General features: G+C 72.5%; 26 protein-coding genes and 1 pseudogene. 4 read left to right on the top strand and 23 right to left on the bottom strand.

Annotated features, from left to right (window positions below):
• Positions 1-173: 173 nt before the first annotated feature.
• The 18 genes from ACQUFX_RS22155 to ACQUFX_RS22070 form a co-directional block, all read right to left on the bottom strand.
• Positions 174-587: a hypothetical protein gene (locus ACQUFX_RS22155; RefSeq protein ID WP_428962236.1), complete on the bottom strand. Its 414-nt coding sequence runs from the start codon at positions 585-587 to the stop codon at positions 174-176.
• Positions 588-803: 216 nt separating this feature from the next.
• Entirely contained in the window at positions 804-1391 is a 588-nt protein-coding gene (locus ACQUFX_RS22150) for a hypothetical protein (RefSeq protein WP_428962235.1), read from the bottom strand.
• A 99-nt stretch (positions 1392-1490) separates the two neighbouring features.
• Entirely contained in the window at positions 1491-2168 is a 678-nt protein-coding gene (locus tag ACQUFX_RS22145) for a diguanylate cyclase domain-containing protein (RefSeq protein ID WP_428962234.1), read from the bottom strand.
• 92 nt (positions 2169-2260) lie between these two features.
• On the bottom strand, positions 2261-3226 hold the full coding sequence (locus ACQUFX_RS22140) for a winged helix-turn-helix domain-containing protein (protein ID WP_428962233.1): 966 nt from the start codon (positions 3224-3226) through the stop codon (positions 2261-2263).
• Between the two features lie 102 nt (positions 3227-3328).
• Complete coding sequence (locus ACQUFX_RS22135) at positions 3329-3721, bottom strand: hypothetical protein (protein ID WP_428962232.1); 393 nt, start codon at positions 3719-3721, stop codon at positions 3329-3331.
• Positions 3722-3871: 150 nt separating this feature from the next.
• Positions 3872-4279: a hypothetical protein gene (locus ACQUFX_RS22130; RefSeq protein WP_428962231.1), complete on the bottom strand. Its 408-nt coding sequence runs from the start codon at positions 4277-4279 to the stop codon at positions 3872-3874.
• 35 nt (positions 4280-4314) lie between these two features.
• Positions 4315-4662 (bottom strand): histone-like nucleoid-structuring protein Lsr2, encoded by a 348-nt coding sequence (locus ACQUFX_RS22125; protein WP_428962230.1) that lies wholly within the window; start codon positions 4660-4662, stop codon positions 4315-4317.
• 90 nt (positions 4663-4752) lie between these two features.
• On the bottom strand, positions 4753-5703 hold the full coding sequence (locus ACQUFX_RS22120) for a hypothetical protein (protein WP_428962229.1): 951 nt from the start codon (positions 5701-5703) through the stop codon (positions 4753-4755).
• Between the two features lie 374 nt (positions 5704-6077).
• On the bottom strand, positions 6078-6500 hold the full coding sequence (locus ACQUFX_RS22115; RefSeq protein ID WP_428962228.1) for a hypothetical protein: 423 nt from the start codon (positions 6498-6500) through the stop codon (positions 6078-6080).
• A 29-nt stretch (positions 6501-6529) separates the two neighbouring features.
• Complete coding sequence (locus ACQUFX_RS22110) at positions 6530-7246, bottom strand: hypothetical protein (protein ID WP_428962227.1); 717 nt, start codon at positions 7244-7246, stop codon at positions 6530-6532.
• 428 nt (positions 7247-7674) lie between these two features.
• Positions 7675-8550 (bottom strand): replication-relaxation family protein, encoded by an 876-nt coding sequence (locus ACQUFX_RS22105; protein WP_428967035.1) that lies wholly within the window; start codon positions 8548-8550, stop codon positions 7675-7677.
• 208 nt (positions 8551-8758) lie between these two features.
• Positions 8759-11272 carry a type IV secretory system conjugative DNA transfer family protein gene (locus ACQUFX_RS22100; protein WP_428962226.1) on the bottom strand — a complete coding sequence of 838 codons (2514 nt, stop codon included), beginning with the start codon at positions 11270-11272 and terminating at the stop codon, positions 8759-8761.
• Entirely contained in the window at positions 11269-12975 is a 1707-nt protein-coding gene (locus ACQUFX_RS22095; RefSeq protein WP_428962225.1) for a VirB4 family type IV secretion system protein, read from the bottom strand. The genes ACQUFX_RS22100 and ACQUFX_RS22095 overlap by 4 nt, the downstream gene beginning before the upstream one ends.
• 92 nt (positions 12976-13067) lie before the next feature.
• Positions 13068-14030 carry a PrgI family protein gene (locus tag ACQUFX_RS22090; RefSeq protein ID WP_428962224.1) on the bottom strand — a complete coding sequence of 321 codons (963 nt, stop codon included), beginning with the start codon at positions 14028-14030 and terminating at the stop codon, positions 13068-13070.
• Positions 14027-14950 carry a hypothetical protein gene (locus tag ACQUFX_RS22085; RefSeq protein ID WP_428967034.1) on the bottom strand — a complete coding sequence of 308 codons (924 nt, stop codon included), beginning with the start codon at positions 14948-14950 and terminating at the stop codon, positions 14027-14029. Before ACQUFX_RS22085 ends, ACQUFX_RS22090 begins: the two co-directional genes overlap by 4 nt.
• Before the next feature lie 5 nt (positions 14951-14955).
• The gene (locus tag ACQUFX_RS22080; protein WP_428962223.1) at positions 14956-15336 is read right to left on the bottom strand and encodes a pilin; all 381 of its coding nucleotides are present in this window, start codon (positions 15334-15336) and stop codon (positions 14956-14958) included.
• A 482-nt stretch (positions 15337-15818) separates the two neighbouring features.
• Positions 15819-16706 carry a hypothetical protein gene (locus ACQUFX_RS22075; protein WP_428962222.1) on the bottom strand — a complete coding sequence of 296 codons (888 nt, stop codon included), beginning with the start codon at positions 16704-16706 and terminating at the stop codon, positions 15819-15821.
• Between the two features lie 391 nt (positions 16707-17097).
• Positions 17098-17613 (bottom strand): hypothetical protein, encoded by a 516-nt coding sequence (locus tag ACQUFX_RS22070; RefSeq protein ID WP_428962221.1) that lies wholly within the window; start codon positions 17611-17613, stop codon positions 17098-17100.
• Positions 17614-17704: 91 nt separating this feature from the next.
• Here ACQUFX_RS22070 and ACQUFX_RS22065 point away from each other — a divergent pair, with 91 nt between their 5' ends.
• Positions 17705-17827, top strand: coding sequence for a hypothetical protein (locus ACQUFX_RS22065; protein ID WP_428962220.1), 123 nt, complete (start codon positions 17705-17707; stop codon positions 17825-17827).
• A gap of 46 nt (positions 17828-17873) precedes the next feature.
• Here ACQUFX_RS22065 and ACQUFX_RS22060 read toward each other — a convergent pair whose 3' ends face one another.
• The gene (locus ACQUFX_RS22060) at positions 17874-18095 is read right to left on the bottom strand and encodes a hypothetical protein (RefSeq protein WP_428962219.1); all 222 of its coding nucleotides are present in this window, start codon (positions 18093-18095) and stop codon (positions 17874-17876) included.
• Between the two features lie 246 nt (positions 18096-18341).
• Between ACQUFX_RS22060 and ACQUFX_RS22055 the strand changes: the two genes are divergently transcribed.
• The 3 genes from ACQUFX_RS22055 (at position 18342) to ACQUFX_RS22045 (ending at position 19941) form a co-directional block, all read left to right on the top strand.
• The gene (locus tag ACQUFX_RS22055) at positions 18342-18869 is read left to right on the top strand and encodes a DUF6244 family protein (RefSeq protein WP_428967033.1); all 528 of its coding nucleotides are present in this window, start codon (positions 18342-18344) and stop codon (positions 18867-18869) included.
• A gap of 200 nt (positions 18870-19069) precedes the next feature.
• A complete protein-coding gene (locus tag ACQUFX_RS22050; protein WP_428962218.1) occupies positions 19070-19462 on the top strand; it encodes a CdiA C-terminal domain-containing protein in 393 nt (130 codons plus the stop codon).
• A gap of 2 nt (positions 19463-19464) precedes the next feature.
• Complete coding sequence (locus tag ACQUFX_RS22045) at positions 19465-19941, top strand: SitI3 family protein (RefSeq protein WP_428962217.1); 477 nt, start codon at positions 19465-19467, stop codon at positions 19939-19941.
• Positions 19942-20039: 98 nt separating this feature from the next.
• Here the strand turns inward: ACQUFX_RS22045 and ACQUFX_RS22040 are convergent, their stop codons facing one another.
• The 4 genes and pseudogenes from ACQUFX_RS22040 to ACQUFX_RS22025 all read right to left on the bottom strand — a co-directional run.
• Complete coding sequence (locus tag ACQUFX_RS22040) at positions 20040-20606, bottom strand: hypothetical protein (protein ID WP_428962216.1); 567 nt, start codon at positions 20604-20606, stop codon at positions 20040-20042.
• Positions 20607-20615: 9 nt separating this feature from the next.
• A complete protein-coding gene (locus tag ACQUFX_RS22035) occupies positions 20616-21086 on the bottom strand; it encodes a hypothetical protein (RefSeq protein WP_428962215.1) in 471 nt (156 codons plus the stop codon).
• Positions 21083-21586, bottom strand: a complete 504-nt coding sequence (locus ACQUFX_RS22030) for a transposase (protein ID WP_428962214.1) — start codon at positions 21584-21586, stop codon at positions 21083-21085. The genes ACQUFX_RS22035 and ACQUFX_RS22030 overlap by 4 nt, the downstream gene beginning before the upstream one ends.
• 119 nt (positions 21587-21705) lie before the next feature.
• A pseudogene (locus tag ACQUFX_RS22025) lies at positions 21706-21846 on the bottom strand (transposase); the annotation flags it as partial.
• Between the last annotated feature and the right edge of the window lie 30 nt (positions 21847-21876).

Below are 21876 nucleotides of genomic sequence, written 5' to 3'. Positions count from 1 at the left end.
TCATGGGGGGATCCGGGGTGGTGAGAGGGGTGAGACACCGGTTGTCGCCGAGGAACAGGTCGCGGTGACGGCCGGTGCAGGCACCTGCCTTTGCTCGAAGCAGCGGGTCTTTGCGGCGCGGTAGGTGTCGGTGACCGACCGGCCCGGCTGAGGCGGGGCGGTCAGGCCGAGGGCTACGCGGTGGACGCACCGGTGAGGGTCGCGCCGGGAATCCGGCGGGGCAGCCGGGGCGGGATCCGCGATCGCAGGTGCGCGGCGGTGGTGGCGAGGCCGGCGGTGAACCAGCCGACGAACCCGCTGGCCGGGCGAGCAGGCCGCCGGCCCGCCCGGTCATGGGCCGTGACGGTCTCCAGGACCGGCGGCGGCTGGCGTGCTGCGGCTCGCGCGGCGACCATCGCCCGTTGTGCCTGCCGGGCGGGGGCGCATGGCCCGGTCTGGTCGGCGCACTGCAGGTTGACGCACCGGTCACCGGGTCCGGCCTGGTGGGCGGTGAGGACGTCGACGGCGAGCCGCCACAGCAGGGGGTCGGTGACGTCGCGGGGCACGCGGGCGCGGTGGGACGGGCGGGCTCGGCTTTGGTTGGGCATGACGCCGGTGGCCTTTCTGTCGGGGTCTGGGCAGGGGTCACCGTTCGGCCGGTTGGCTGCGTTGTGCCTGATGGCCGGCTCGGCGATGACCCATTTGATCCACGCTCACCTATCGCCCAAGGTCAAGTCGTTCATCTGGAACGGGGTCCAGCGCCCCAGCGCCCAGCGCCCAGCGCCGAGTGCGGTGGGTGGGCGACGCTCCGACCGAGCTTGTCTTCAGGGCGTGCGGGGCGGCTGTGGGTCGCGCCGGGTGGTGGCGCCGATCAGGGTTGTCAGCCCGGTTCGCGTCGGCTCGTCGCGGTCGTCGGACTGCTCGTCGATGGCGACCACCGGGCGCTGCTCGCCCCGTACCCTCGTGATCCGGTAGCCGCGACCGTCGGCGTCGACGGCGTCGACGCGCCGGACCTCGCGCAGGTCGTCGGGTGCGACGAGCACGTCCTCGTAGCAGATGGCCCAGGCCACCAGCCGGAGCCCGGGCAGGGGCTCGGCGACCAGGTCGACGATCAGGCCGAGGTCGACGCAGGCCGCGAGGGTGGGGCGCCCGAGTGGGCGGTCGGTGCGCAGCGCCGTGGCGAGATCCGTCAGGAAGTCGGGGAGTCCGGCGCGGTACCGGCCGACCCGCGCCGCGCGCAGCGGCAGCTGGACGGCGCGCATCTGACGTCTCGTGCTGGTGGTGGCCGACGGTGCGGGCCGGTCCTGGACGAGCAGCAGCAGGGGTGGGTGGCCCCAGCCGAGATCGTCGGCGTCGGCTTCGACGTCCAGGAGGAATCGGGTCAGGGTGCGGACGGCGGCGAAGGACAACATCCGGGGTGGCTCCTTCACGGGATGGAGCCCCGCAGGCCGGACGGGCTGCGGGGCTCCTCGGTATGGAAAGAGGGGGTTCTGGCGGTACAGGGGGCGGGGTTACCGCAGGTCTCGGTAGCGGGTGACGATGCCCGGGGGCGGGTCGTGGATCGGGTCGTGCGGGTGTGCGCCGCCGCGGGTGCGTTTGGCCAGGTACATGGCCTGGTCGGCGGCGTGCAGGAGGTCGCGGGGCAGCATGCCCGGTGCCGCCGTGGCGTAGCCGACGCTGGCGGTGAGCGTGATCTGCTGGTTCGCGACGCCGTACGGGCTTGCCGAGATGCGGCCGTGGGCGGCCTGGGCGGCGGTTGCGGCGTCGGTGTGGTCGCCGTGGACGACGAGGGCGAACTCGTCGCCGGACAGGTGCACGGCCAGGGCCACCGGCGGCCCGAGCGTGGCCAGACGGCGGCCGACCTCGTGCAGCAGGTCGTTGCCGGCCTCGTGGCCGTGGATGTCGTTGACCAGCTTGAACCGGTCGAGGTCGACCAGGACGAGGCCGAGCGGCTCCCCGAGGGAGAAGGTGGCCTCGAGGTGGGTGAGCAGGGCCCGCCGGTTCGGCAGGTCGGTGGTGTCGCTGTGGGTGGCCAGGTGGTACCAGTGGGCCCGGTCGCGGTCGCGGGCGGTCAGCGTCCGGTGCTGGTGGCGGATGATCCGCCGCTGCCAGACGAGCAGGGCCGCTACGGCGGCGACACCGGCGACCACTCCGCCGGCCGCGGTCAGATACGAATTCAGGTGAGACACTCGGCGTAGCTCCTTGTGTGTGAAGGAGCACCGGGGTGGGCGTGAGCCTCCACGTTCGACGCCCACCCCGGGCTACCAGGGGCGGACAGACTCTAGTCGGTCTTCGGGGCGAGTTGGAAGGCCGCCGGCCGTTCGGCGACCTGGACGGCGATGCCAGCGGCCACGAGCGTGTGCACGGCGTTGACCACCGCACCCGCGCTGGCCTTGGCCGAGCCGCTGCCCTCGTTCGCCGTGTCGATCGCCCGGCACAACTGGCTGGTCTTGAACGGCCGGTCGGGATGGGCCTCGAGCACGTCGCGGACGGCCCCGCGCAGGCTGCCCTTCGAGCGGCGTGACGTTGCGCCACCCGACGGGGTCGGCGCCTCGGCCGGGCTGCCAGGCGGGGTGGGGTGATGGGTGCCTGCTGGTGCCGGGGCGTGGCCGGGGCCCGCCGCCGCACCAGAGGTGTCGACAGTGACCGAGTGGTGGGCCGTTCCCGCGGCGGCGGCCTTCTCGCCCTCCCTGTCGATGTCGGCTACGGCTGGTCCGCTCGGGGCGCCGTCGGGCTGGCCCGGCGGGTTCTCCGAGGCTGGCCGGTTCGCGTTGCCCGACGTCGGCGGGTCTACGCCGTCGGGCCCACCGCCGGTCGGCCCGTCGACATCTCCCGTGGCGACCGGGCTGCTCGCATCCCCCTCCTCCGGGGCCGGGGCCCCATCCGGCGGCTCGGGGCGTGCCTCCGCCTCGTCGGATGCGGGTGTGCGGGGTGGGTCGGCACCGGTCGTGGTGACCGGCGCGTCGTCGCCGGTGTCGGCCGCCGCGCGGTCGGTCCGCTGCCAGAGGGTGCGGCCGTCGCCGGCGCGCACCGACGTGGCCAGGCCGGTGTCCTCCAGGACGCGCAGGCGCTTGGTGGCCGTCGAGTAGCCCACGCCGGCGCGCTGTGCGATCGCGGCGGCCGTGTCCGGGCCGACATCCGCCAGAGCGGCGGCGACCTTGTCGAGAGCGCTCGCTTCCGCGCCCGGGTCTGAGGTGGTGTCCAATCTGACCTCCCTGCTTACTGATGGGATGAGGTGTGCACTCATGCACGCTCCGACAGCGCCCCTGATCAAGTGCGGTGCCCGGATCTCGGGACAGCCGCCGTCGCGCGGGCACGCTCCGCGCCCTGCCGGGACGGGGATGAGGGGTTACGGCTGGCCGAAGACGCGGTCGCAGCGGCCCGGGTCGGCCGGTAGCCAGGGCAGGCCCCAGCCGATCCGGTACCGCCCGTCGGTGGGCTGCACGAGGTGGACTCCGCCGCCGAGGGACAGCGGCCGGGCGACGGTGAGGGTCTGCCCGTCGAAGCTGAGCGTGCGCCAGTCGCCGCCCACGTAGGGGGCCATCGCGTCGAACGTCTGGGTCAGGGCGGTCACCGCCTCGTGGTCGAGGCTGATCTCGACCGCCCCGTTCCACCAGCCGATCACCGTCGCCACGTAGCCCTCGTGGTAACGGTGGAAGCCGGGAACCGGCTCGTAGCGCAGCCACCGGCCGGAGAAGACAGCCGTGCTGCCCCGTGGCGGCTCGTAGTCAGGAGTCAGCATCGGCCGCCGCCGCCGGCCACCCGGCCGGGTTGATCCGCGCGAGGAGCGGTGGGGGCGCCTGAGATACCGCCACGGCGGGACCAGGCCGGGCCGGGCGGGCGTTGACGCTGGCGCCCACGCGGGTGAGGACCGTGACCGGACGGCGTCCCATCAGTGCGCCTCCCGGTCCGTCGGCCCGGCGGCGAGGATGGCCTTCCAGGCGGCGTAGGCGATGACGGCCGCCGGGCGTGCGGGGCTCGTGGTGTCCAGGCGCACGGGCTGGTCGTCGATGGTGAGGGCGAATCCGGGCTCGCGCCACAGGTCGTCCCAGAGCACCGAGACCGCCACCGTGCGGCCGGCGATCAGGAACGAGCTGTAGAGCAGGTACGGCGCGCAGCCGTGCGGGTAGAGCTGGAGGAGGTACTCGGCGTTGTCGAAGGGCACGCCGACGGCGGTGGCGATGTCGGTCGCGATGTCCCGGCACCAGGTGACGACCACCGACTCGCGGTGGATGGTCGCCGCCGTGGATATGGGGTGGAACTTCCCGGCCGGTCGCGGCAGCGCAGTAATGGCACGCATCTCGTCTGGGCTTCCTGTGAAGTAGGGATCTCGGGTCAGTGGGCGGCTCGGTAGGCGTCGCGGACGTCGCGGGGGATCGGGCCGTGGCTGCGGTGCGGCGGCAGGCCGAGCCGCTGCTGGTGGGTGGCCCAGAAGTCGCGGACCTCGGCGTCGCCGGAGCGGCCGTCGCGGGCGCCGGGGCCACGTCGGCGGGCGGTGGGGCGTTTCGGGAGCCGCCGCCCGGCCGCGATGTACGGGGCGAACGCGTCCCGCATCCGCGCCAGGTTGTGTGGGGCGAGGTCGATCTCGTACTCGACGCCGTCGAGGGCGAAGCGGTGGGTGCCGACGTTGTCCGTGCTGCGGTCCAGGTCGTCCGTGACCACGAAGATCGTCTCGATTGCCATCAGGGTTGTCCTTCCATGGAGAAATGACGGAGCCCCGGGCCGGGCATGGCGCCGGGGCAGGTGTGCCGGGTTCCGGGAGTGAGGTCGGGATCAGTCGGAGGCGGCGTGGAGGAGGACCGCGAAGTGGACGCCGGCCTGCGGGGCGTCCTCCGGCGGGTCGTCCTGGCCGTACGCGCAGTGGCAGTCCGTGCGCCGGCACTCGTCGGTGATGTCGCGGAGCTCGACAGATCCGACGACGCGGCGTTCACCGTTGATGTCGATCAGCACGGGATCGCGCAGGACGGGGTTGCCGCGATGCTCGCGGATCAGATCGTTCAGCAGCTCGATGAGCTGCTTGACGGTGAGCGCCACAGAGGCAGCGGGTCGGGGGCCGCCGACGTCGGCGACCCCGTCGGGGTCGTACTCGTCGGCGTGCTCGGTGGTCGTCATGGGTGCGACGGCCGCGCGGACGCCGGACCAGGCGACGCCAGTGGCGAACGCGGACCGGGCGGACCAGTCGGCCGCGGCCTGGAGCCACGCGTGGACGTCGTCGACCGTGTCGAGCACGTCACCGGCACCGTCGCTGTCGTCGGGGCCGGTGAGCCGTGCCTGGCGCGATCGGTCGAGCAGGTAGGAGCCGATCTGTGCGTGCACTCGGGCGAGCAGCCGTGCGCTGCGATGCAGGTGCCCGAGCAGGACCCCGACGTCGGCGTGTCTGGGCAGGGCCATCAGCGCGCTGAACGGCCCCGTGGCCGTGTGCAGCCAGCGGGTGAGGTGTTCGGCGGCGGTGAGGGCGCTGCCCAGGCGGGCGGGGTCGGAAGGGCCGTCGGCCGCGAAGAGGCCCTCCATCGCGTCGAGCCAGGCGTCGGTCTCGCTGTCGACGGGGAGCGTGTCCTCGACGAATACCGCCTGGGCGTGGCGTCCCACGGCGGGGCAGATGGGTGTGTTGTCCACGAGGTGCCACCACGGGGCCGCGCCGCCGCGTCGGGCGTCGGTCCAGTGTTGGGCGGGCTGGTCTGCCACCGGCTCGGTGCAGACGGGGCAGATCGGGATGCGGACCATGGTCCGTTGTCCTTTCAACGAGGTGACGGCGGCGGCCGGTTGGGTCGCCGGTTTCTGTCGTGGGGCATGACCAGGCCTCGGCGGCTGCCGGGGCGATGCCGTTCTGGTCGTGGAAGAGGGGAAGGGCGGCCTCTGCCGGCCGGTGGCGTGACCGGTGCCCCTGCCGTAGGGCGGCCGGCGGGGCCTCACGATCAGCCCGAGGTGCGTGCGGGGCGCCAGCCCGTAGGGATATCCGCGAAGGCTGAGCTGATCGTCAAAGGGGCGATGCTCTCTGAGCGGCGGGGCGCGGGGAGGCGGTTGGTGGAGCCGACCGGGCAGCAGCGCGCATCCTTCGGGTACAGGGATGGCGGCTGCTGACCCGACCGACGTCCGTGTCAGTGCGAGGACTGGAAACGCCCGCGGCCGACACCGGGGATGACGGTGCCGTCGACGTAGTCGACGACGAAGGTGCTCCAGCCGGCGTCGACGCCGGACTGGATGAGGTGCAGGGTGCGTTGCGGCCCGTGCAACGGGATGTCGCCGAGACGGCCCGGGTGCAGCCGCCGGAAGCGTCTGCCGGTGAGGGCGCCGGCCAACACCGGTGTCTCCTGCCAGCCGCATGGGCTGTAGGTGACGGGGTGCAGGCGGTGGAGCTCGCCCGCGTAGATGCTGTTGCCGGTCAGGTAGACCTGACCGACCTCGTCGTGCATCACGCGCAGCGCCGGTGGCACCGGCGGTGGCACCTCGCGGCGCTGGGCACGGACGCAGGCGTCGGCGAGCTGCTCGACCTCGTCGAGCAGGAACATGACCCGACCCATGGGCTTGTCTCCCTCCTGTTCGGGTCCGGTCAGAGCGCGACCGCGAGCAGCCGCTGGTCGGGGTCGATGGTGGCGAGCAGGCGGTTGGCCTGCTCGAGGTAGGTCACCCGGTCGGCCATCGCGTCGCTGGCCGGTGCCAGCGTCACGCCATCGGCGGTGATCAGCGCGTCGCCCGCGATCGCGGCCAGCGCGCTGTAGTGCTGGTAGGCCATGTATCCGGCCTGGTACATCTCCAGCTCGCCCGGGGAGAACCGCCCAGCGCCATAGGTAGCGGCGTTGTGCATCCGGATAGCGTTGATCCGGGGCTGGTGGTGGAAGTCCGCCGCAGCGGTGTCGTACGGGTACTTGTCCGGGTCCGCCAGGTGGCGGGACTCGTAGACGTGCCACGGGGTGGCGTTGCGGGTGCCGTGCACGACCCGGCTGAACATCTGGTGGCGGATGCCCGCCCCCATGCCGGCGGCCTGGAGCATGCCGTCGAGGTCGAGCAGCCGCACCGGCCCGCCAGCGCAGGCCACTGGGCGGCCCTTCCGCAGGCTGATCATCTGCCGGTGATGCCACGCCCGCAGGGCACGGCTGGCCCAGAATCGGGGCGACAGGCTGCCCTGAACGCCGAAGGTGCGGTCGAGCTGATGCAGGGTCAGCGCCTCGCGGGGCAGCTCGTCCGGAAGGCAGAGGACCATGGCGCGGATCGTGGCCTTCGGCCTGACAGCCGGAGTGCGGGTGACCGTGCGAGGGGTCTTGAGCATGTGTCCTCCTGACAGGTGGGCGCGTCAACACGCGCGGAGGTAACCGGCCCACCGGGTGCGTGGGTCGGTCGAAGGGGAAGGGGTGGTGCGAGGTGGTGCGGTGCGACCTGGAGGTCGCCGCGCGGCGCGGCGCCGACCGGCCCCGTGCGGGGGCGGGTGGGCGGGGCGCACCGGGTAGGTGCGGCGGTGGTTCCGAGGTGGGACCGAACCGGGGTGGAGATATCTGGGGTGTTGTTAGTGCCGTGAACGGTAGCGACCTGATCTGTCAGGCCGGTCGAGCGAGTGGATCGCCGAAAAGCGGGGTTGACCTGCCCTGTCAGCGTTACCGGCCCGCTGTGGTCGTTCTTTGACGCAGTCGCTGTGAGACGCCGCGACTCTGACACTCGGGCGTGTGGGCTGACAGACGCGGCCGGTCGCCGCCTGACAGGTCAGAACTCGTCGAAGCGTTGTGGGTTGGTGACCGCGGTGGGGCCGTGGTCGTAGGGCAGCTCGTGCAGGTGCCGGCGGTGGGTGGGGTCCGAGACCAGGGCCCAGACCTTGCCGGCCGGGTCCGGGCCGTGGACGGCGGTGGCGATCGGGCTGGCGGTGTGCAGTCCGGCGAGCACGCCGAGGAGGCTGGCCTCGCGGCGGCGGCTGGGCACCCAGAACAGCACGGGGTAGCGGGGCCCGAAGGTGGTGAGTCGTTCGTAGCCGCGCAGTTTAGCCACCACTCGGGCGAGGTTCTCGGTGTCGTTGTCGTGTTCGAGGAAAAAGCCGGTGGAGGTGCCTGCGGTGGTCCACACGCCGTGGCCGTCGGGGCGGATGCCTGCCTGGGCGTAGACGGCGGTGGCGTGCTGTTCGGACCACCAGCGCGACAGGCGGGCGTCGCCGTCGCGGCGGGCGGTGGCGATCAGGTCGATGAAGAACTGGTTGACCCCGAGGAGGTGGTTGACCTGGCCGCTGGCGGCGATTCGCTTGGCCCGCTCCAGGGAGCTGCGGGGCGCCTTGCCGCCGACGCCGCCCGGGTCGTGGTAGCTGCTCGGGTACAGGTGCAGGCCGATGCGGCCGAGGGTGTAGAGCAGCGACCCGTACCGGCCGTGGGCGCCGCTGCGGCCGAAGCGGTGCAGCACGTCGAGGCGGTGCAGGATCGTCAGCCGCCGTTGGGCGGTGCGGCGGCTGCGGAACAGGGCGGCGGTGATCTGCTCGGTGGACAGCAGGTAGTGCTCGGCGAGCAGGGTGAGCAGGTCGTGGTCGCGGGGGACGATGCGACCGAAGACCGCGAGGGGATCGGGGGTGCTGGAGGCGGAGGGAACACGGGAGTACACCACGGTTGCTCCTAGGCATGAGGTGTCCCCTCCCGATCGGGAGGGGTGTCTGGTGGGGGGAAGGCGGGTGCGGGGGGTCTGTCAGGGGGTGTGTGCGGCACTGACAGGCCAGGCCGGCACTGTGCTGAGGGTGTCCGGCGGGCACCGGTGACGATCCGGGTGATGAGCCGGCGGGCGATCCGGGTGACGCCACCGCCGGCAACACCGGTCAGCTTCGGTCGCCCTTCGGTGGGCGGCGCTGCCTGTCCGGCGTGCGGCTGAGCCGTTCGACGAGGTCGTCGACGGCGCTGGTGTCCTGGGTGGGTACCGCCGCGGCGGCGGCCTGCCGGATGGCGGTCGCCTCCCCGACGATCGGCTTGGCGGGGCGGGTCTTCATGGTGAAGGCGGGTGTCTGGCGGCCGTTGACGACGAGCCGTGCGGCGGCGGTGTAGGCGTCGAGGTGGGTGAGGTCGTGCTCGCCGAGTTCGGGCAGGGTGTGCCGGGACAGCACCTTCGCGTCCTCCGGCGCGACCGTGAAGTAGATCTTGTTGCGGGCGTTGGCGGACGTCGCGGCGAGCAGGTCACGCGGGAACTGGGCGAGGTCCTGGTGGGCGAGCACGAGCGACAGCCGGTACTTGCGGGCCTCGGCGAGCATCGTGTCGAGACTGTTGGCCAGGGTCAGGAAGTTCTGCGCCTCGTCGATGACCAGGGTGGCGTCGCGGCGCCGCTCGGGTGCGACGCCGGCGCGGGCGGTGGCGGCCTGCCACACCTGCGCGAGGATCAGGGAGCCGAGGAGCCGGCTGGTGTCCTCACCGAGCACGCCTTTGGGGATCCGGACGAGCAGCACCCCGCCGTCGAGCACCCGGCCCATGTCGAAGCTGGACTTGGGGTAGCGCATGGTGCGTTTGACGAAGTCGCGCAGCAGGAACGACCGCAACCGGGCGAGGACCGGGCCGATGACCTGCGACCGCAGGCCGTCGTTGAGGCTGTCGTACCACTGCCAGAAGCCGCTGAGCCCGGCCGGGTCGTCGAGGTCGACGGTCATCGCGGACCGGAACTGGGGGCTGTTGAGCAGCGGGGGGATGTGCTGCAGGGTCACGTTGTGGTGGCGGAGCAGGGTCAGGCAGGCCACCCGCATGACGTCGTCCATCCGCGGCCCCCACGCCTTCTGGAAGATGGTGCCGAAGATCGACACGATGTTGTCGACCACCAGGTCGGGGTCGTCGCCTTCGAGAGGGTTCAGCGTCGGCGGGTTGTCCTGGTCGGGGTCGAAGAGCACGACGCGGTCGGCGACGGTGGCGGGGAGCCGGTCGAGGATGTCCAGGACCAGGTCGCCGTGCGGGTCGATGACGACCGTGCCCCGGCCGGCCCTGATGTCGTCGAGAGCCATGTTGACCAGCAGCGTGGTCTTCCCGGAACCCGTCGAGCCGATCACATGCAGGTGATATCTCGCGTCGGGCACCGACAGTCCGACGCTGTGGCCGCCGATCTCGGCGTCGCCGAGCATCTTCACCCCCCGCCCGCCGCCGGGGACCGCGACCGGCGCCGGCACGGACGCCGCCCGCGCCCGGTCCAGGCCGGGCACGGCAAGGTCCTGCGGCAGAGCGGCCAGCGCCGCGAGTTCCGGGGTGGAGGTGAGGAAGCCGGAGCCGAGCCGGCGGGCGGCGAGGACGGCGACCGGGGCGCGCATGCGGGCCCGGTGGGTGAGCCGGTTGCGGCCGGTGTGGACGGCGAACGCGGAGGCGAGGGTGTCGGCGACGCCCCGCAGCCGACGGCGCGGGTCGGCACCGGGCCGCCGGTTGGTGGTGGCCACGGCATACCGGATGCCGGTCTGCCACAGCGGGTGCGCCGTCTTGTCGACGATCGCCCGGACGTCGCGCTCGACGGTGGGGTCCCGCCGGACGGTGGAGGTGGGGGTGGGACGTGTGCCGCCGGTGCCGGGCAGGAACACGTCGAGCAGCCACACGATGGGGGCGGCCGGGTTGATCGCCGGTACGGCGGTCGTGCCGGCCCGCAACCGCCCGGCCGCGCGGCGGGCCCGCCCCGCCCGCCGTGGTGTCGCCGGGCGGGCGAGGATCTGCACGCAGGCGTACTCGCCAGGTGCGAGCTGCGCTCCGGCGGCGATCAGGGGGCGTAGCGGGTCGGTGTCGTGGTCGACGGCGAGGGGCAGCCAGTCCGCGTACACGGGTAGCAGCTGCCCACCGGCCGCAGGGTGCGCTGTCGGGGGGATCGGCGGTGGCGGGTTGCCATCCGTGGTGGTGGCCGAGCTGGGCCACGCGGCCCGGACCGCCGCCTCGACCGCGCCGGGCGGGACGGTGCCGGGCACCCAGACGGAGATGAGCAGCTGCCGGCCGGACCAGGTGTACTGCCAGACGACGTGCGGGGCGCCGTAGAGCAGGCGGCGCCACCGGGCCGGGGTGAGCACGCCGGCCAGGTGCGCCCACAGCGCCGGGGCGCTGTGCGGGTCGACCTCCGGCGGCGGCGCGATCGTCACGAGGCGCGCGCCGCGGGCGTGGTGGCGGTGCCGCCACACCTGCACCAGGCCGCGGGCGGCGACCCCGACGGCCAGCACCGCGGCGGCCACGGCGGCCAGCCAGGGCCGCTGTGCCGCCCACGCGGCGGCGTCGACCAGGGCACCGACCAGTCCGGTCGGTGGCGCGATGTCGTCGGCGCCCGGCCCGACAGGCGGGCCGGGCGCCGACGGCGGCGTGAGCGCTGCTGTCAGCGCACCGGGTGCTGTCACAAGGCGTCCTCCTCGTCGAGGTCGGCCAGCTCGGCCGGGGTTGTGGTGCACAGCGCGTGTTCGGCTTTCGAGGAGATCGCCTCGAAGCTGGTGCGGTGCACACCGGAGATCAGCAGCCCTTGACCGCGGCGGGCCGACAGCAGCAGCCGCCGCTCGCCGCCGGTGAGACCGAACGCCTCCCCGATAGCGTCGATGGCCTGCGGGGCCTGCCGGAGCAGCACCTGGGTGGCGGCGTTGGACACCACCGCCTGTCCGAGGTCGGTGGCGAGGACGTCCGCGGCGTCCTGGGTGACCACGGTCAACCCGGCGTGGCGTTTGCGGGCCGCCTTGGACATGCGGAACAGGAAGCGGGCGCCCTCACCGTCGCGCATCAGCAGCCACGCCTCGTCGACCACCACGAGCCGCCGCCGCGACGGACGGGTGGGGGCGTCGACGGTGCGCCAGATCGAGTCCAAAGCGAGCAGGGTGCCGACGGTCCGCAGCTCGTCCGGCAGGTGGCGCAGCGACCAGACCACGAGGTGGCCGACCGGTGCCTGGGTTGTCGGCCCGTCGAACAGGTCGGCGAAGCTTCCGCTGGCCCAGGGGGTGAGCCGGGCGGCCAGGGTCACCGCCGCCGGGTCGTCGTCACCGCGCAGCGTGTCGACCAGGTCGCGCAGCAGCGGCGCGGGCCGGTGATGGGTGCCAGGGTCGGGGGTGATGCCGGCCTGCCGGTAGACGGTGAGGATGGCCCGGTCCAGCGCGGCCCGCTCGGCCGGTGGGGGTTGCTGTCCGAGCAGCACGCTGATGAGGGTGTGCAGGAACAGGCCACGGCGGGTGAGTGCGTCCGGGCGGCGGTCCCCGGCCGGCAGGTCCAGGGGGTTGATCTTCACACCGGGCAGGCCGAGGCGCACGGTGCTGCCGCCGACCGCGTCGGCGAGGCGCAGGTACTCGTCCTCGGGGTCGATGATCGCCACCTCAGTGCCGGTGTAGAGGTGGCGCAGTGCCTCCAGCTTCACGAAGTAGGACTTGCCGGCGCCGCTGCGGGCGAGGACGACGCTGTTGTAGTTGTCCTGGGCGAAGCGGTCCCACCAGATCACACCGGTGCCGGCCGGGTTGGTGCCATAGAGGACCCCGCCGGTGGCCGCAGGCTCGCCGGGCAGCGGCGCCGGCAGGTCGGGGGAGGCGAGGGGGAACGCGGCGGCCAGCGCGGCGGTGTCCATGGTGCGTGGCATGCGCAGCCCGTCGGCGGCCAGCGGCAGGGTGGTGGTCCAGCCGGCCAGGTGCCGCCAGGTGGCCGGCTGGACCTCGAGGAGGGTGGACGCGGCGGCGGCCTTCACCTGCGCGCACGCCTGCAGCAGGTCGTCCTCGGAGCGGGCGTGCACGGTGATGTAGAGGCCGACGCGGAACAGGGTGGTGGCACCGCGGGCGAGCCGGTCGGCGAGGTCGCCGGCGTCGGCCGCAGCGGCGTCGGTGTAGGGGTCGGTGACCTTGCCCCGCTGCGCGTCGGCGCGCCGCGACGATTCCAGGCGGGCCCGCTGGGCGCGGAGACGGTCGGCGGCGACGGGTGCGGGCAGCGGGTCGATGTGCAGGGTGACATCGACGCGACCGGGGTAGGACAGCAGCGGTTCCAGCCACGCGGGTCCGACCTCGGCGGGGTAGCCGGTGACCACGAGGGTGGCGGTGTAGCCGTCACCGACCCGCAGCCAGCGTGGGGTCACCTCCATCGAGGCGGGGGTGACCGTGGCCGCGAGGCCCGCGTCGGACCGCCCGAGGGTCGCGGTGCGTACAGGGTGCGCACGGTGGCGTCGGAGACTCTTCACGGCGTGTTCCCCTCCGTTCGTTCTGCTGGTGCGGTGGTGGCGGTGATGACGGTGTCGGGGGCGGCCAGGCCGCCCGGGCGGGGCGGCCGGTAGGGGTCGGCGGTGGCGGCGAGCGCGGCGGTGGCGGCCGTGCCGTCCAGGGCTCGGGCGGTCACGCCGAGGCCGGACAACGCGCGGACGGTGTCGTCGGCCCGCCGCCGCGCCGCGTGACCCTGCTCGCCCGGGGCGGTGCGGCAGACGACGAGGACCTGGCGGCGCAGCGGATCCCGGCGGGCCGCCAGGTCGGCGAGGAACGCCGCGTGGTCGGCGCACGCCGCCTCCAGGGCGGGGTGGGGTTGGGTACGGGCGGCGTCGGCGACCGTGCGGGCGTGGGAGGCGAGGTCGACCGGTTGGGCGCAGACCACGACCTGCGTCGGCGCGGACAGCGAATTGAGCCACCGGCCGAACCCGTCGATCAGGGCTGCCTGCTCGCGGGCGGTGCGCAGCGTCAGGTTGATGGTCGTCGCCGCGACGATCGCCGCCCGTGCGTCGCCGACGGCGATGGTGCCGTCGTCGTGGATCGCGTCGGCGGGTAGCCGCAGCGGCGCCGGCAGCGGCATTCGTGTTGTCGGCTGCTGCACCCAGTCGGGCACCCGTGCGGTGGTGTCCCCGGACGGTGACAGCGCCTTCGGGCCGCCGGTGTGGCGGATCGCGTGCAGCAGCCACCTGTCCAGGGGCAGGCCGTCGCGGCGGCCGAGCACCACGCCGACCGCGACACCGCCGACGATCGCCCCGACGGCGAGGAAGACCTGCGGGGCGACGATGCTGCCTAGGATGCTCCAGGCGCCGTAGAACAGCGTCCCGGTGACCGCCAGGATGGCCAGCTGCCGCCAGGTCAGCCCGTAGGCCACCTTGTCGGGGGCGTCGACGTCGGCGGGCATCCGCGCCCGCCCCGGTTCACTGTCGTCGTGGTGGGTCATCGGCCCACCGCCCGCAGCCCTGGGCTGAGACCGGGTACCGCGCGGGTGAGGTGCTGTACGACGAGGACCCGCGCCGCCCCGCCGAGAACCGTGGTCCCTCGGCCGCCGCCGGGGACGGCGACGTGGCGGTGGATCAGGGCCGGCACCCGCAGGGTGGTCCACAGCATGACCATCACGACGAACAGGTTGATGGCCCCGCCCGGATCGGCCGGTAGGCCGAACGCGGGCAGCAGCCGGGCGGGGTCGGTGAGCATCCACTGCCCGGCGTAGAGGGTGAACCCCTGGACGACGGGTACGGCGAGGACCCCGAGGTAGGAGCGCCACCACAGGCGGGCCACGCCGTCGGTGTGGGGTAGGGCGTGGCAGGCCAGGGCGATCGGGGCGACAGCGGTGAGCACGAGCACGACAGCGAAGCGGACGATCACGCTGAACGCGGTGGCGGCCAGCAGGGCGGCGATGATCGCCACACACGCCACGAACAGCAGGGGCGTCATGGCGCCCTGCCCGGCGGTGATGTGGCCGCGGATGGTGCGCAGCGCCCCATCGGGGTCGCCCTGCGGTGTGGTCAGGGCCCGGCCCACGGCGTTGGCGAGGTTGATGAGCGTGCCACACCACAGCTGGGAGAAGTGCGCCGCCACGAAACCGACCACCAGGCGGGGGGCGAGGTCCTTGACCGTGTAGCGGGTGGTCTCGCTTCCACCGGCGGTCATCGTGAGGACCCCGGCGGCCACGAACGCCAGCACGAACACGGTCTCGACGACCCACACCGACCGGCCGGTCAATGCCTGCACCTGCGGCAGGGCGGTCACGTTCGGGGTGATCAGCAGCGCACGGCTGATCACCCCGAACAGCGTGTCCAGGGTGGCGAGCAACGCCTGCGCCATCCAGTCCAGGATCTGGTCGAGCAGGAACCAGGTCATCATGGTCAGCCCCCGACGACGCCCCGCAGGACCTGCAACAGGACCGGGGCGAGCACCGCCAGGCCGTAGCCGACCAGGGCGTTGCGCAGCGCGCCCTTAGCCCGCTCGACCTGGGTCGGATCCCCACCCGCGGTGGCCCAGTAGAGACCGGCGAGGACGAGGAACAGGGTGGCGATCCCCGCCAGCAACCCCATGATCAGGTTCCGGAGGTTGGCGATGACGACCGGCAGGCTGTTCGCCGCCACGACGCTGCTACCGCCCGGATCGGCCTGGGCGGCTGCGGGCACGGAGAGAACCACTGCGGCGACGCCGACGGCCGCGCCGACGCGCACGACACGGCGGAGACGGGAGTACGGGACGGGCGGAACGGCACGGATGCGAAACATGGAAGGTCTCCTCCTGCTCCGGCGCCGGCCCCCAGGCAGGGGACCGGCGCCGGAGCGACATTCAGCAACGGATACGACGCCGCCGTCGAGCGCGAGGCCGGCACCGTGCCCACCCCGGGGGGAACCTGTCCTCCCTTGTTGGGTGGTTGCGGTCATCGATGAGGTGTCAGCGCATGCGATGGCGCGGCACCCGGGGCGACACGGCACGTGTCCCCCGCACTCGACGGCGGACGGAACCCGGACCAGCACCACGGGGGGCTGGTTCGGTGGGTTCCGTACCTTCCAATCCGCGGGTGTCAGACGTGGCGAACACGTCACGGCCTGACAGCGGTCCCACCGCCGCCCCCGCCGTCTGACAACCCGAGCAGGACGGCCTGTCCCGGCAGGTCGGAGGGCCATCGCAGCCTGCGAAAACACACGGTGGTGGGCCTGGCGCACCGCGCCCAGGCCCACCACCGTCACGTGCGACAACGAGGCCGCTGTCAGACGGCCACCGCTGCGTCCTTCCCGGCGGCGGGGCGCCGGGCCCTGCCGGCGCGGATGCTGCGGCGGCGCTTCGCCAGCGCCGCCGTCCGCTCAACGACCTCGGTCGAGCAGGCCTCGGTCAGGCTGCCGTCGGTGACCGCCCGCGCGAGCCGCTCGTCAGCGCGGCCCAGCCGCATCCGCAGCGCGTCCACGGTGATCCCGAGCCGGGCGGCGATCGGCTCGGGCGCCCGCCGGCCCAACCGGACCTCGATCCACGGCTGCACGTCCGCGTCATCGATGATCCCGACCGTCCCGGCGCGGCTGACCAGCAGGTCCGGATGACCGTACGGGACCTTCGGCGTCCGGGACGCGGCCACCACATGGTCGATGTCCTCGACCGGGACCGTCTGGTCGTCGGCCAGCCGCAACCGCCGCCCCGCCCGGAACGCGGCCATGGTCAGCGACGCGTACAGGGCGGGCCGGGTGAGGTCGACACGGTCGCGCAGCGCCTCCAGGAACCCGGTCACCACTTCGCTGTCGATGTCGGCCGGGTCGCCCTGGTACCCGGCCGACAACCGGCCGGCGATCCGCACGAGCGCGGGCATGGCCATGCCGACCGCCGCGATCGTCCACTCCTTGCCGCGTAGCCGGGCGCGCAGCACCAGCTCCCGCCACACCACGTCACGGGCGGCGTGGTCCCCGGGGTGCGCCAGCAGCCAGTCCCGCAGCACCGGCAGGGCGACGACACCGGACGGCAGGCGAACGTCTGCGCCGTTGCCGATGTCCCAGGTCAGGCCGTCACAGTCGAGCGTCAACGGTCGGGGGCCGCAGGTCAGCGCCCCGTACGCGGCGTCCGCGGCGGACAGGTGCGAGGTCGGCCAGGCCGGGATGTCGGACATGGACATGTCAGAACTCCAATGCCAGAAGGGGTGGCGGCGTCAGGCCGCCGACGGACACGGGCGAGGCCCGTGCCGGCAGTACGCCACGGGTCTCTGACACGGCCATGACAAGGACGCCGCCCAATCCCCGCCACCGGGAGCTGACAGCCGCCCCTCGCCGCTCGCCCACCGACGGCCGCACCGGTGACAGATCCGCTCCACGCTGCGCTGTCAGTTCCGGCGCCCCGGCGTCGCGGTCGGCCGCAGCTCAGTCCGCATTCCGCGATGGCCCCGGGTCGCGGCGACGCACCGGCGTCGTGCCGCTGTCAGAAGCCGCGCCTCGCCGCGCGGAGACCGCGCACCCGGCCACGGCACCCGTCCCCGGCGTGGACAACCCTGTCCGACCGCCAGGGCTCGGTTACACGATCCGCCGGACGAGTTCCTGACGGCGGCACCGGTCATGTCCACCGGCGGGGCTCGGACACCGGTGCCACCGATGCTGCCGGACGACACGGTCACGCCGCCGCCACGGACACCCCTGACACGGACACCACATGCCGGACACCACGCCCGTCCCCGCATGACCGCCGGTCCTGCCGGCCAACGGCGATGGCCACGGCCGGCCTAGGACAGGTGCCAGCGAGCGGCCGGTCCGACACCGCGTTCTGAATGGCTGGTCGAAGCCGGTCTGGTACTTCTCCGCCACCACCAGGATCCGGTACTCCGGCTGTCCGGAACCGCCGGCCTGGGCGGTCCTGTCGTCGGCCCGGGTGTAGGCGAAGCCCTTCGGCAACGCGCTCTCCGCCAGGCCGCCGTTCTCCTTCGCCTCGGTGGTCTCCTCCCCGTCGTAACTGAGGGTGCCGGAGAAGGCCACCAGGACCCCGGGGTCGCGGTAGCCACGGTGGCCGAGGTACTTCCTGATCGACCGGGCCATCTGCACGGCGCTCTGCCGGGAGGCGGTCACCACCATCGCCTTGGCCCGACCGCCGAGCCGGCCGACGGTGTGCGCGCGGAAGTGCTCGACGATGACCTGCGCGTGCTGGGCGACGGTCGAGTCGTGGGTGAGCGCGTACCGGGCCAGCAGCGGGTTCGCCTTGGCCCGGTCGACCTTCCGCTCGTCCGGGTTGCCGTTGACCAGCTTCCAGTAGGTGTCGTAGGTGACGTAGTTGCGCAGCGGGTCAAGGATGAAGCCCTCTACGTGTGGAACGGGTGGTACTTCCCGTCCTCGCCCAGCGAGCCGAAGCCTTCGAGGGTCTTGTGTTTGGGCGTGGCGGTGAATGCGAAGTAGGAGAGGTTGGCCGCCCGCTGCCGCCTCCGCGCTCGGGCCCTCAGCCGTTTCCCGACGTCGGGTTCGGCTGGCGCGCTGGTCGCTCCGGGGTCCGGGGAGTCGGGGTCCAGGCCGAGGTCACGCAGCACGTCGCGGACCGAGCTGGCGGCGGCGCCGGACTGGGAGGAGTGGGCCTCGACGACGATCGCGAACCGCCTGCCCTGGATCTCGGTGGGGTTGCGACGTCCGGGCCTGCCAGCGCCCTGACGGCAGCCTACTGACCGTGCCCACCCCGGCACAGTAGCGGGCGAGATCCACAGCGGCCATCACCCCCGGTAAGCGGGTATCTTTCACCTCTCGCACTTACCACCCTTCAACCTGTGCGCGAGGTGCCCGTGTCCACTGTCGAGGCGATCGCCGGTGAGCTTCGTACCCTGCTCACCGGGGTCGAGCGGGCGCAGAGTCTGGCCGCCGCCGCCGACAACCAGGCCCAGGGGATCGCCACCCGGGCGGCGGGTGCCGGCTTCGTCGCCGTCGCCGCCGGTCTCGCCCGGGTACGCTCCGCGATCGTCACCATCCAGGGCGGCCTCGCCGCCCTCGCGACCACCGGCGGGGAAGCGCTCACGGCGACCGCAGCCGTACCGCGCGAGGCCACCCCGCAGGAGACCATCGCCGCGCTCGGCCCTGTGCAACAGGGCGTCACCGCCGCCCGGGAGTCCTGCACCGCCACCATCGGTCACGTCGACGCGGCCAAGCAGCTCGTCACCGCAGCCCTGCAGGGCGGTCAACCCGGCCCGCTGCTCCAGGCCCTCGACGCCATCAAGCAGACCCTGGTACTGCTCGTGCAACGCACCCACAGCACCCAGCAGGCGGTCGAGGCGACCATCGACCACGCCCGCCGCCTCGGCGACCAGGGAAACTGACCGGGGCTGGCGGCACACCGCCGGCCAGCCCCGCCCGCCCGGACGACGCCGCGAGCAACCCGGTCACCCACGCGACGAACGACCCCGAACCCCTGCCACCGTGGTCCAGAAGACCGACGGGCGTCCCTGGCGGCCGACCCACCGGCCACCGCACGGTCATCTCTCCGAACGAGGACCTGGCAGAACGCCGCTCCTATGAGTTGGAGAACCTCTGTGCCGATACGATCGCTGGGGCGGGCTACCGGATTCACCAGAATCCGGGCGCTCAGCAGGTCGCGGAGGCCCGCAGGCAGAACGGGGACGTGGGCGACCCCGGACGGAACCCGGACTATCTGATCGAGGGACACGTCTTCGACTGCTACTCACCGAGAGAGGCCACCGCCACCCGCTCCGTGTGGAGCGCCGTGCGGAAGAAGGTTGATCAGGGTCAGTCCCAGCGTATCGTCATCAACGCTCAGGACTGGAACGGAGATCTCACCCGGCTTCAGCGGCAGTTCGACAGGTGGCCGCTCCCTGATCTCAAGGAACTGGTGGTGCTCACCCGCGACGGCGAGATCAAGCAGATAACACCACGTCATCGAGGGGGAAGCTGACCATGGGGATCGAGTACCACCTGACGCTCGCTGGTGACATCCCACTGGACGAGTTGGCGGCGCTGGCCGCGCCCGGCGCGACCGAGAGGGCATCGTTCAGCGGTGCTCGACTCCTGAGCACGCCGACCGACAGCGCGCAGGGCTACGGCGTCAGCATCATCGAGGAACGAGATGGATACTGCGAGGCTGAGAGCGACAACGGCCAGAGGTGGGAGTGGGAACCGGGCAGGAGCGTCGCCGTCACCTTCCACATGAACAAGTTCGCAGACCGGGAGCAGGCTCGCCTCCACATGCTCCGTACGGTCGCCGCCGTGCTGCACCGACGGACGGAGGATGCGGCTCTGACACTCAACGGCGACTGGCTGATGTTGACCCGCATGAACGGCCGGCTACGGCTGCACAACGCGAGCGACTGGCACCACCCGAGCTACGAGGGTGTCTTGGACGACACGCTCAGGCAGGGCATCCAGGAGCAGTGACATGTTCGTCGACCACCGACTGACCCTCGCTGCGGACCTGAGCAGAACGGCTACGCCGTGAGCAGCATCGACAATGTTCACGGCCATTACGAGGCCGATCAGTCGAGTTGGGCCACGATCTGTCCGGTGGCGTCGCGGCCGACGACGGCAGTGACATCGGCGAGGTTCATCCCGTCGGGATCGGCGTCGCCGCGCGGAAGCCAGACCGCATAAGCGCCGACCTGGCGACCGTCGGTCGCGGGCAGCGGGTGGGCAGCGGCCGTGGCGGTCTGGCCGAACATGGTCACGGAAACGCTGGTGACAGCACCGCGCACGGCCCCTACCAGAATGATCTTCCGCGATTGTGGGTCCAGCGGCGCGGGGTAGGGCAGCGGCTTGGCGGGCAGCAGCGGTGAACCGATGGTGTCGAGGGCCGAGGGCGCGGGGTCGCAGAAGACACTCTCGTTCTCCTTGCCCTCCTCGTGCTTTCCGCCAGTGCGTGCCGCGCGTACACAGAACGAGCCCTCGGCCAACCAGGCGGAGGTCTCCCAGCCGGGTACACGCGCGTCCAACACCACGGGGTGGCCCACGGTCGGCGGATGCCCGGCGGGGGTGGGCTGCCCGGCAGCACAACCCTGCACGGCCAGCATGCCGGCTACGACGACCGCGATGATGCGAGTGCGCATGTCCTGAGTCTAGGTATCTCCGCAACGACTAATAGCCGCTGCGGGGACGAAGCTGTCGGAGGGCGGTTCGAAGGATAGGTCCGTATCGAGGTGAGGGTGAATACGCCCGGGTTCGTCATGGGTCAGGACGTTGCGGTGGACCATTCGTTTCAGCTTTGCGCGGGTGCTCTCAACGTGGTTCGGTGAGGGCTCGACGTCGAGTGCGATGCAGATTGCTCTGGCGCGCATGCCGGTGGGCGTGGTGGTGAGGATGTCCAGGATCTGCTGGTAGGGGGCGCTGGCGATCGTCGGGTCGTCGACGGTGAACTCGGCGGCGGTGAGGGCGCTCAGGGCGGTGCGGGTGGTCAGTGCGGCCGGTTCACCCTCGACGCGGGTGAGTTCGGTGGTGAGGGCGGTGATCTGCTCGCGTAGCCGGGCGGCGGCCTGACGGGCGGTGGCTTGGCGTGCGGTGATCAGGTCGAGGATCACGGTGAGGTTCACCCGTGCCGCCAGGACGGGGTGCTGGTTCCGGTCAGCCGACGCACGATGGTCGCCATCGACGCCCACAACGTCCGTGACACGGCGGATTCTGGGCGGCTCTCGTACTCGCGGACGAGCCGGCGGTGCAGCATCAGCGTGCCGTAGGTCTGTTCCACGATCCCCCGCTTGCGTACTGGTACGAACCCGGAGCGGGAGTCGGATCGTCTGACGACCTCGACGTCGACCCCGAGGACGGCGCCGTGCAGCGCGAAGTCCTGCTTGAAGCCGGCGTCGACCCAGGCGCGGGTGACCGTCGGGGTGTGTTCGACGACCTTGTCGAGCAGCCGGATGCCGATGGCGTTGTCGATGACCGACGCGGCGGTCACCACGACCGCGATGACCAGACCGAGGGTATCCACGGCCAGGCCGCGCTTGCGACCGGGCACCCTCTTGCCGACGTCCTTGCCGGTCGTGGCCCCCGGGACATGGTTCGCCGCCCGGACCGACTGGCTGTCCAACACGACCGCGGTCGGATCCTCCCGACGGCCGGCCCTCCCCTCGCCTGACACCGCAGCAGATCATGGATCGCCTGGTCGGTGCCGTCGTCCCGCCACAGGGCGAAGTAGTAGTAGGTGGCCGACTTCGGCGGCAGGTCGTGTGGCAGGTACGCCCACTGACAGCCCGTCCGGTTCTGGTAGAGGATCGCGTTCACGATCTCCCGCAGGTCGTAGTCGCCCTGATGCCCCGACACCGAGACCCGCTTGGCCTTCCACGCCCGCAGGAACGTCCCGATCAGCGCCCACTGCGCGTC

It is taken from the genome of Micromonospora fluostatini, assembly GCF_050410825.1.
In the GTDB taxonomy this organism is placed as follows: Bacteria; Actinomycetota; Actinomycetes; order Mycobacteriales; family Micromonosporaceae; genus Micromonospora; species Micromonospora rosaria.
This window is presented reverse-complemented; position numbering and strand designations above follow the sequence as displayed.

Excerpts from the sequence above, each read along its gene's own strand:
- ACQUFX_RS22135 (WP_428962232.1), bottom strand. The coding sequence starts at position 3,721 with ATGCTGACTCCTGACTACGAGCCGCCACGGGGCAGCACGGCTGTCTTC.
- ACQUFX_RS22065 (WP_428962220.1), top strand. The coding sequence starts at position 17,705 with ATGACCTGCGCGTGCTGGGCGACGGTCGAGTCGTGGGTGAGCGCGTAC.
- ACQUFX_RS22155 (WP_428962236.1), bottom strand. The coding sequence starts at position 587 with ATGCCCAACCAAAGCCGAGCCCGCCCGTCCCACCGCGCCCGCGTGCCC.
- ACQUFX_RS22090 (WP_428962224.1), bottom strand. The coding sequence starts at position 14,030 with ATGACCCACCACGACGACAGTGAACCGGGGCGGGCGCGGATGCCCGCC.
- ACQUFX_RS22095 (WP_428962225.1), bottom strand. The coding sequence starts at position 12,975 with ATGGAGGTGACCCCACGCTGGCTGCGGGTCGGTGACGGCTACACCGCC.
- ACQUFX_RS22070 (WP_428962221.1), bottom strand. The coding sequence starts at position 17,613 with ATGGCCCGGTCGATCAGGAAGTACCTCGGCCACCGTGGCTACCGCGAC.
- ACQUFX_RS22110 (WP_428962227.1), bottom strand. The coding sequence starts at position 7,246 with ATGCTCAAGACCCCTCGCACGGTCACCCGCACTCCGGCTGTCAGGCCG.
- ACQUFX_RS22150 (WP_428962235.1), bottom strand. The coding sequence starts at position 1,391 with ATGTTGTCCTTCGCCGCCGTCCGCACCCTGACCCGATTCCTCCTGGAC.
- ACQUFX_RS22125 (WP_428962230.1), bottom strand. The coding sequence starts at position 4,662 with ATGGCAATCGAGACGATCTTCGTGGTCACGGACGACCTGGACCGCAGC.
- ACQUFX_RS22040 (WP_428962216.1), bottom strand. The coding sequence starts at position 20,606 with ATGCGCACTCGCATCATCGCGGTCGTCGTAGCCGGCATGCTGGCCGTG.
- ACQUFX_RS22075 (WP_428962222.1), bottom strand. The coding sequence starts at position 16,706 with ATGTCCATGTCCGACATCCCGGCCTGGCCGACCTCGCACCTGTCCGCC.
- ACQUFX_RS22120 (WP_428962229.1), bottom strand. The coding sequence starts at position 5,703 with ATGGTCCGCATCCCGATCTGCCCCGTCTGCACCGAGCCGGTGGCAGAC.
- ACQUFX_RS22080 (WP_428962223.1), bottom strand. The coding sequence starts at position 15,336 with ATGTTTCGCATCCGTGCCGTTCCGCCCGTCCCGTACTCCCGTCTCCGC.
- ACQUFX_RS22140 (WP_428962233.1), bottom strand. The coding sequence starts at position 3,226 with ATGAGTGCACACCTCATCCCATCAGTAAGCAGGGAGGTCAGATTGGAC.
- ACQUFX_RS22130 (WP_428962231.1), bottom strand. The coding sequence starts at position 4,279 with ATGCGTGCCATTACTGCGCTGCCGCGACCGGCCGGGAAGTTCCACCCC.
- ACQUFX_RS22115 (WP_428962228.1), bottom strand. The coding sequence starts at position 6,500 with ATGGGTCGGGTCATGTTCCTGCTCGACGAGGTCGAGCAGCTCGCCGAC.
- ACQUFX_RS22045 (WP_428962217.1), top strand. The coding sequence starts at position 19,465 with ATGGGGATCGAGTACCACCTGACGCTCGCTGGTGACATCCCACTGGAC.
- ACQUFX_RS22085 (WP_428967034.1), bottom strand. The coding sequence starts at position 14,950 with ATGACCTGGTTCCTGCTCGACCAGATCCTGGACTGGATGGCGCAGGCG.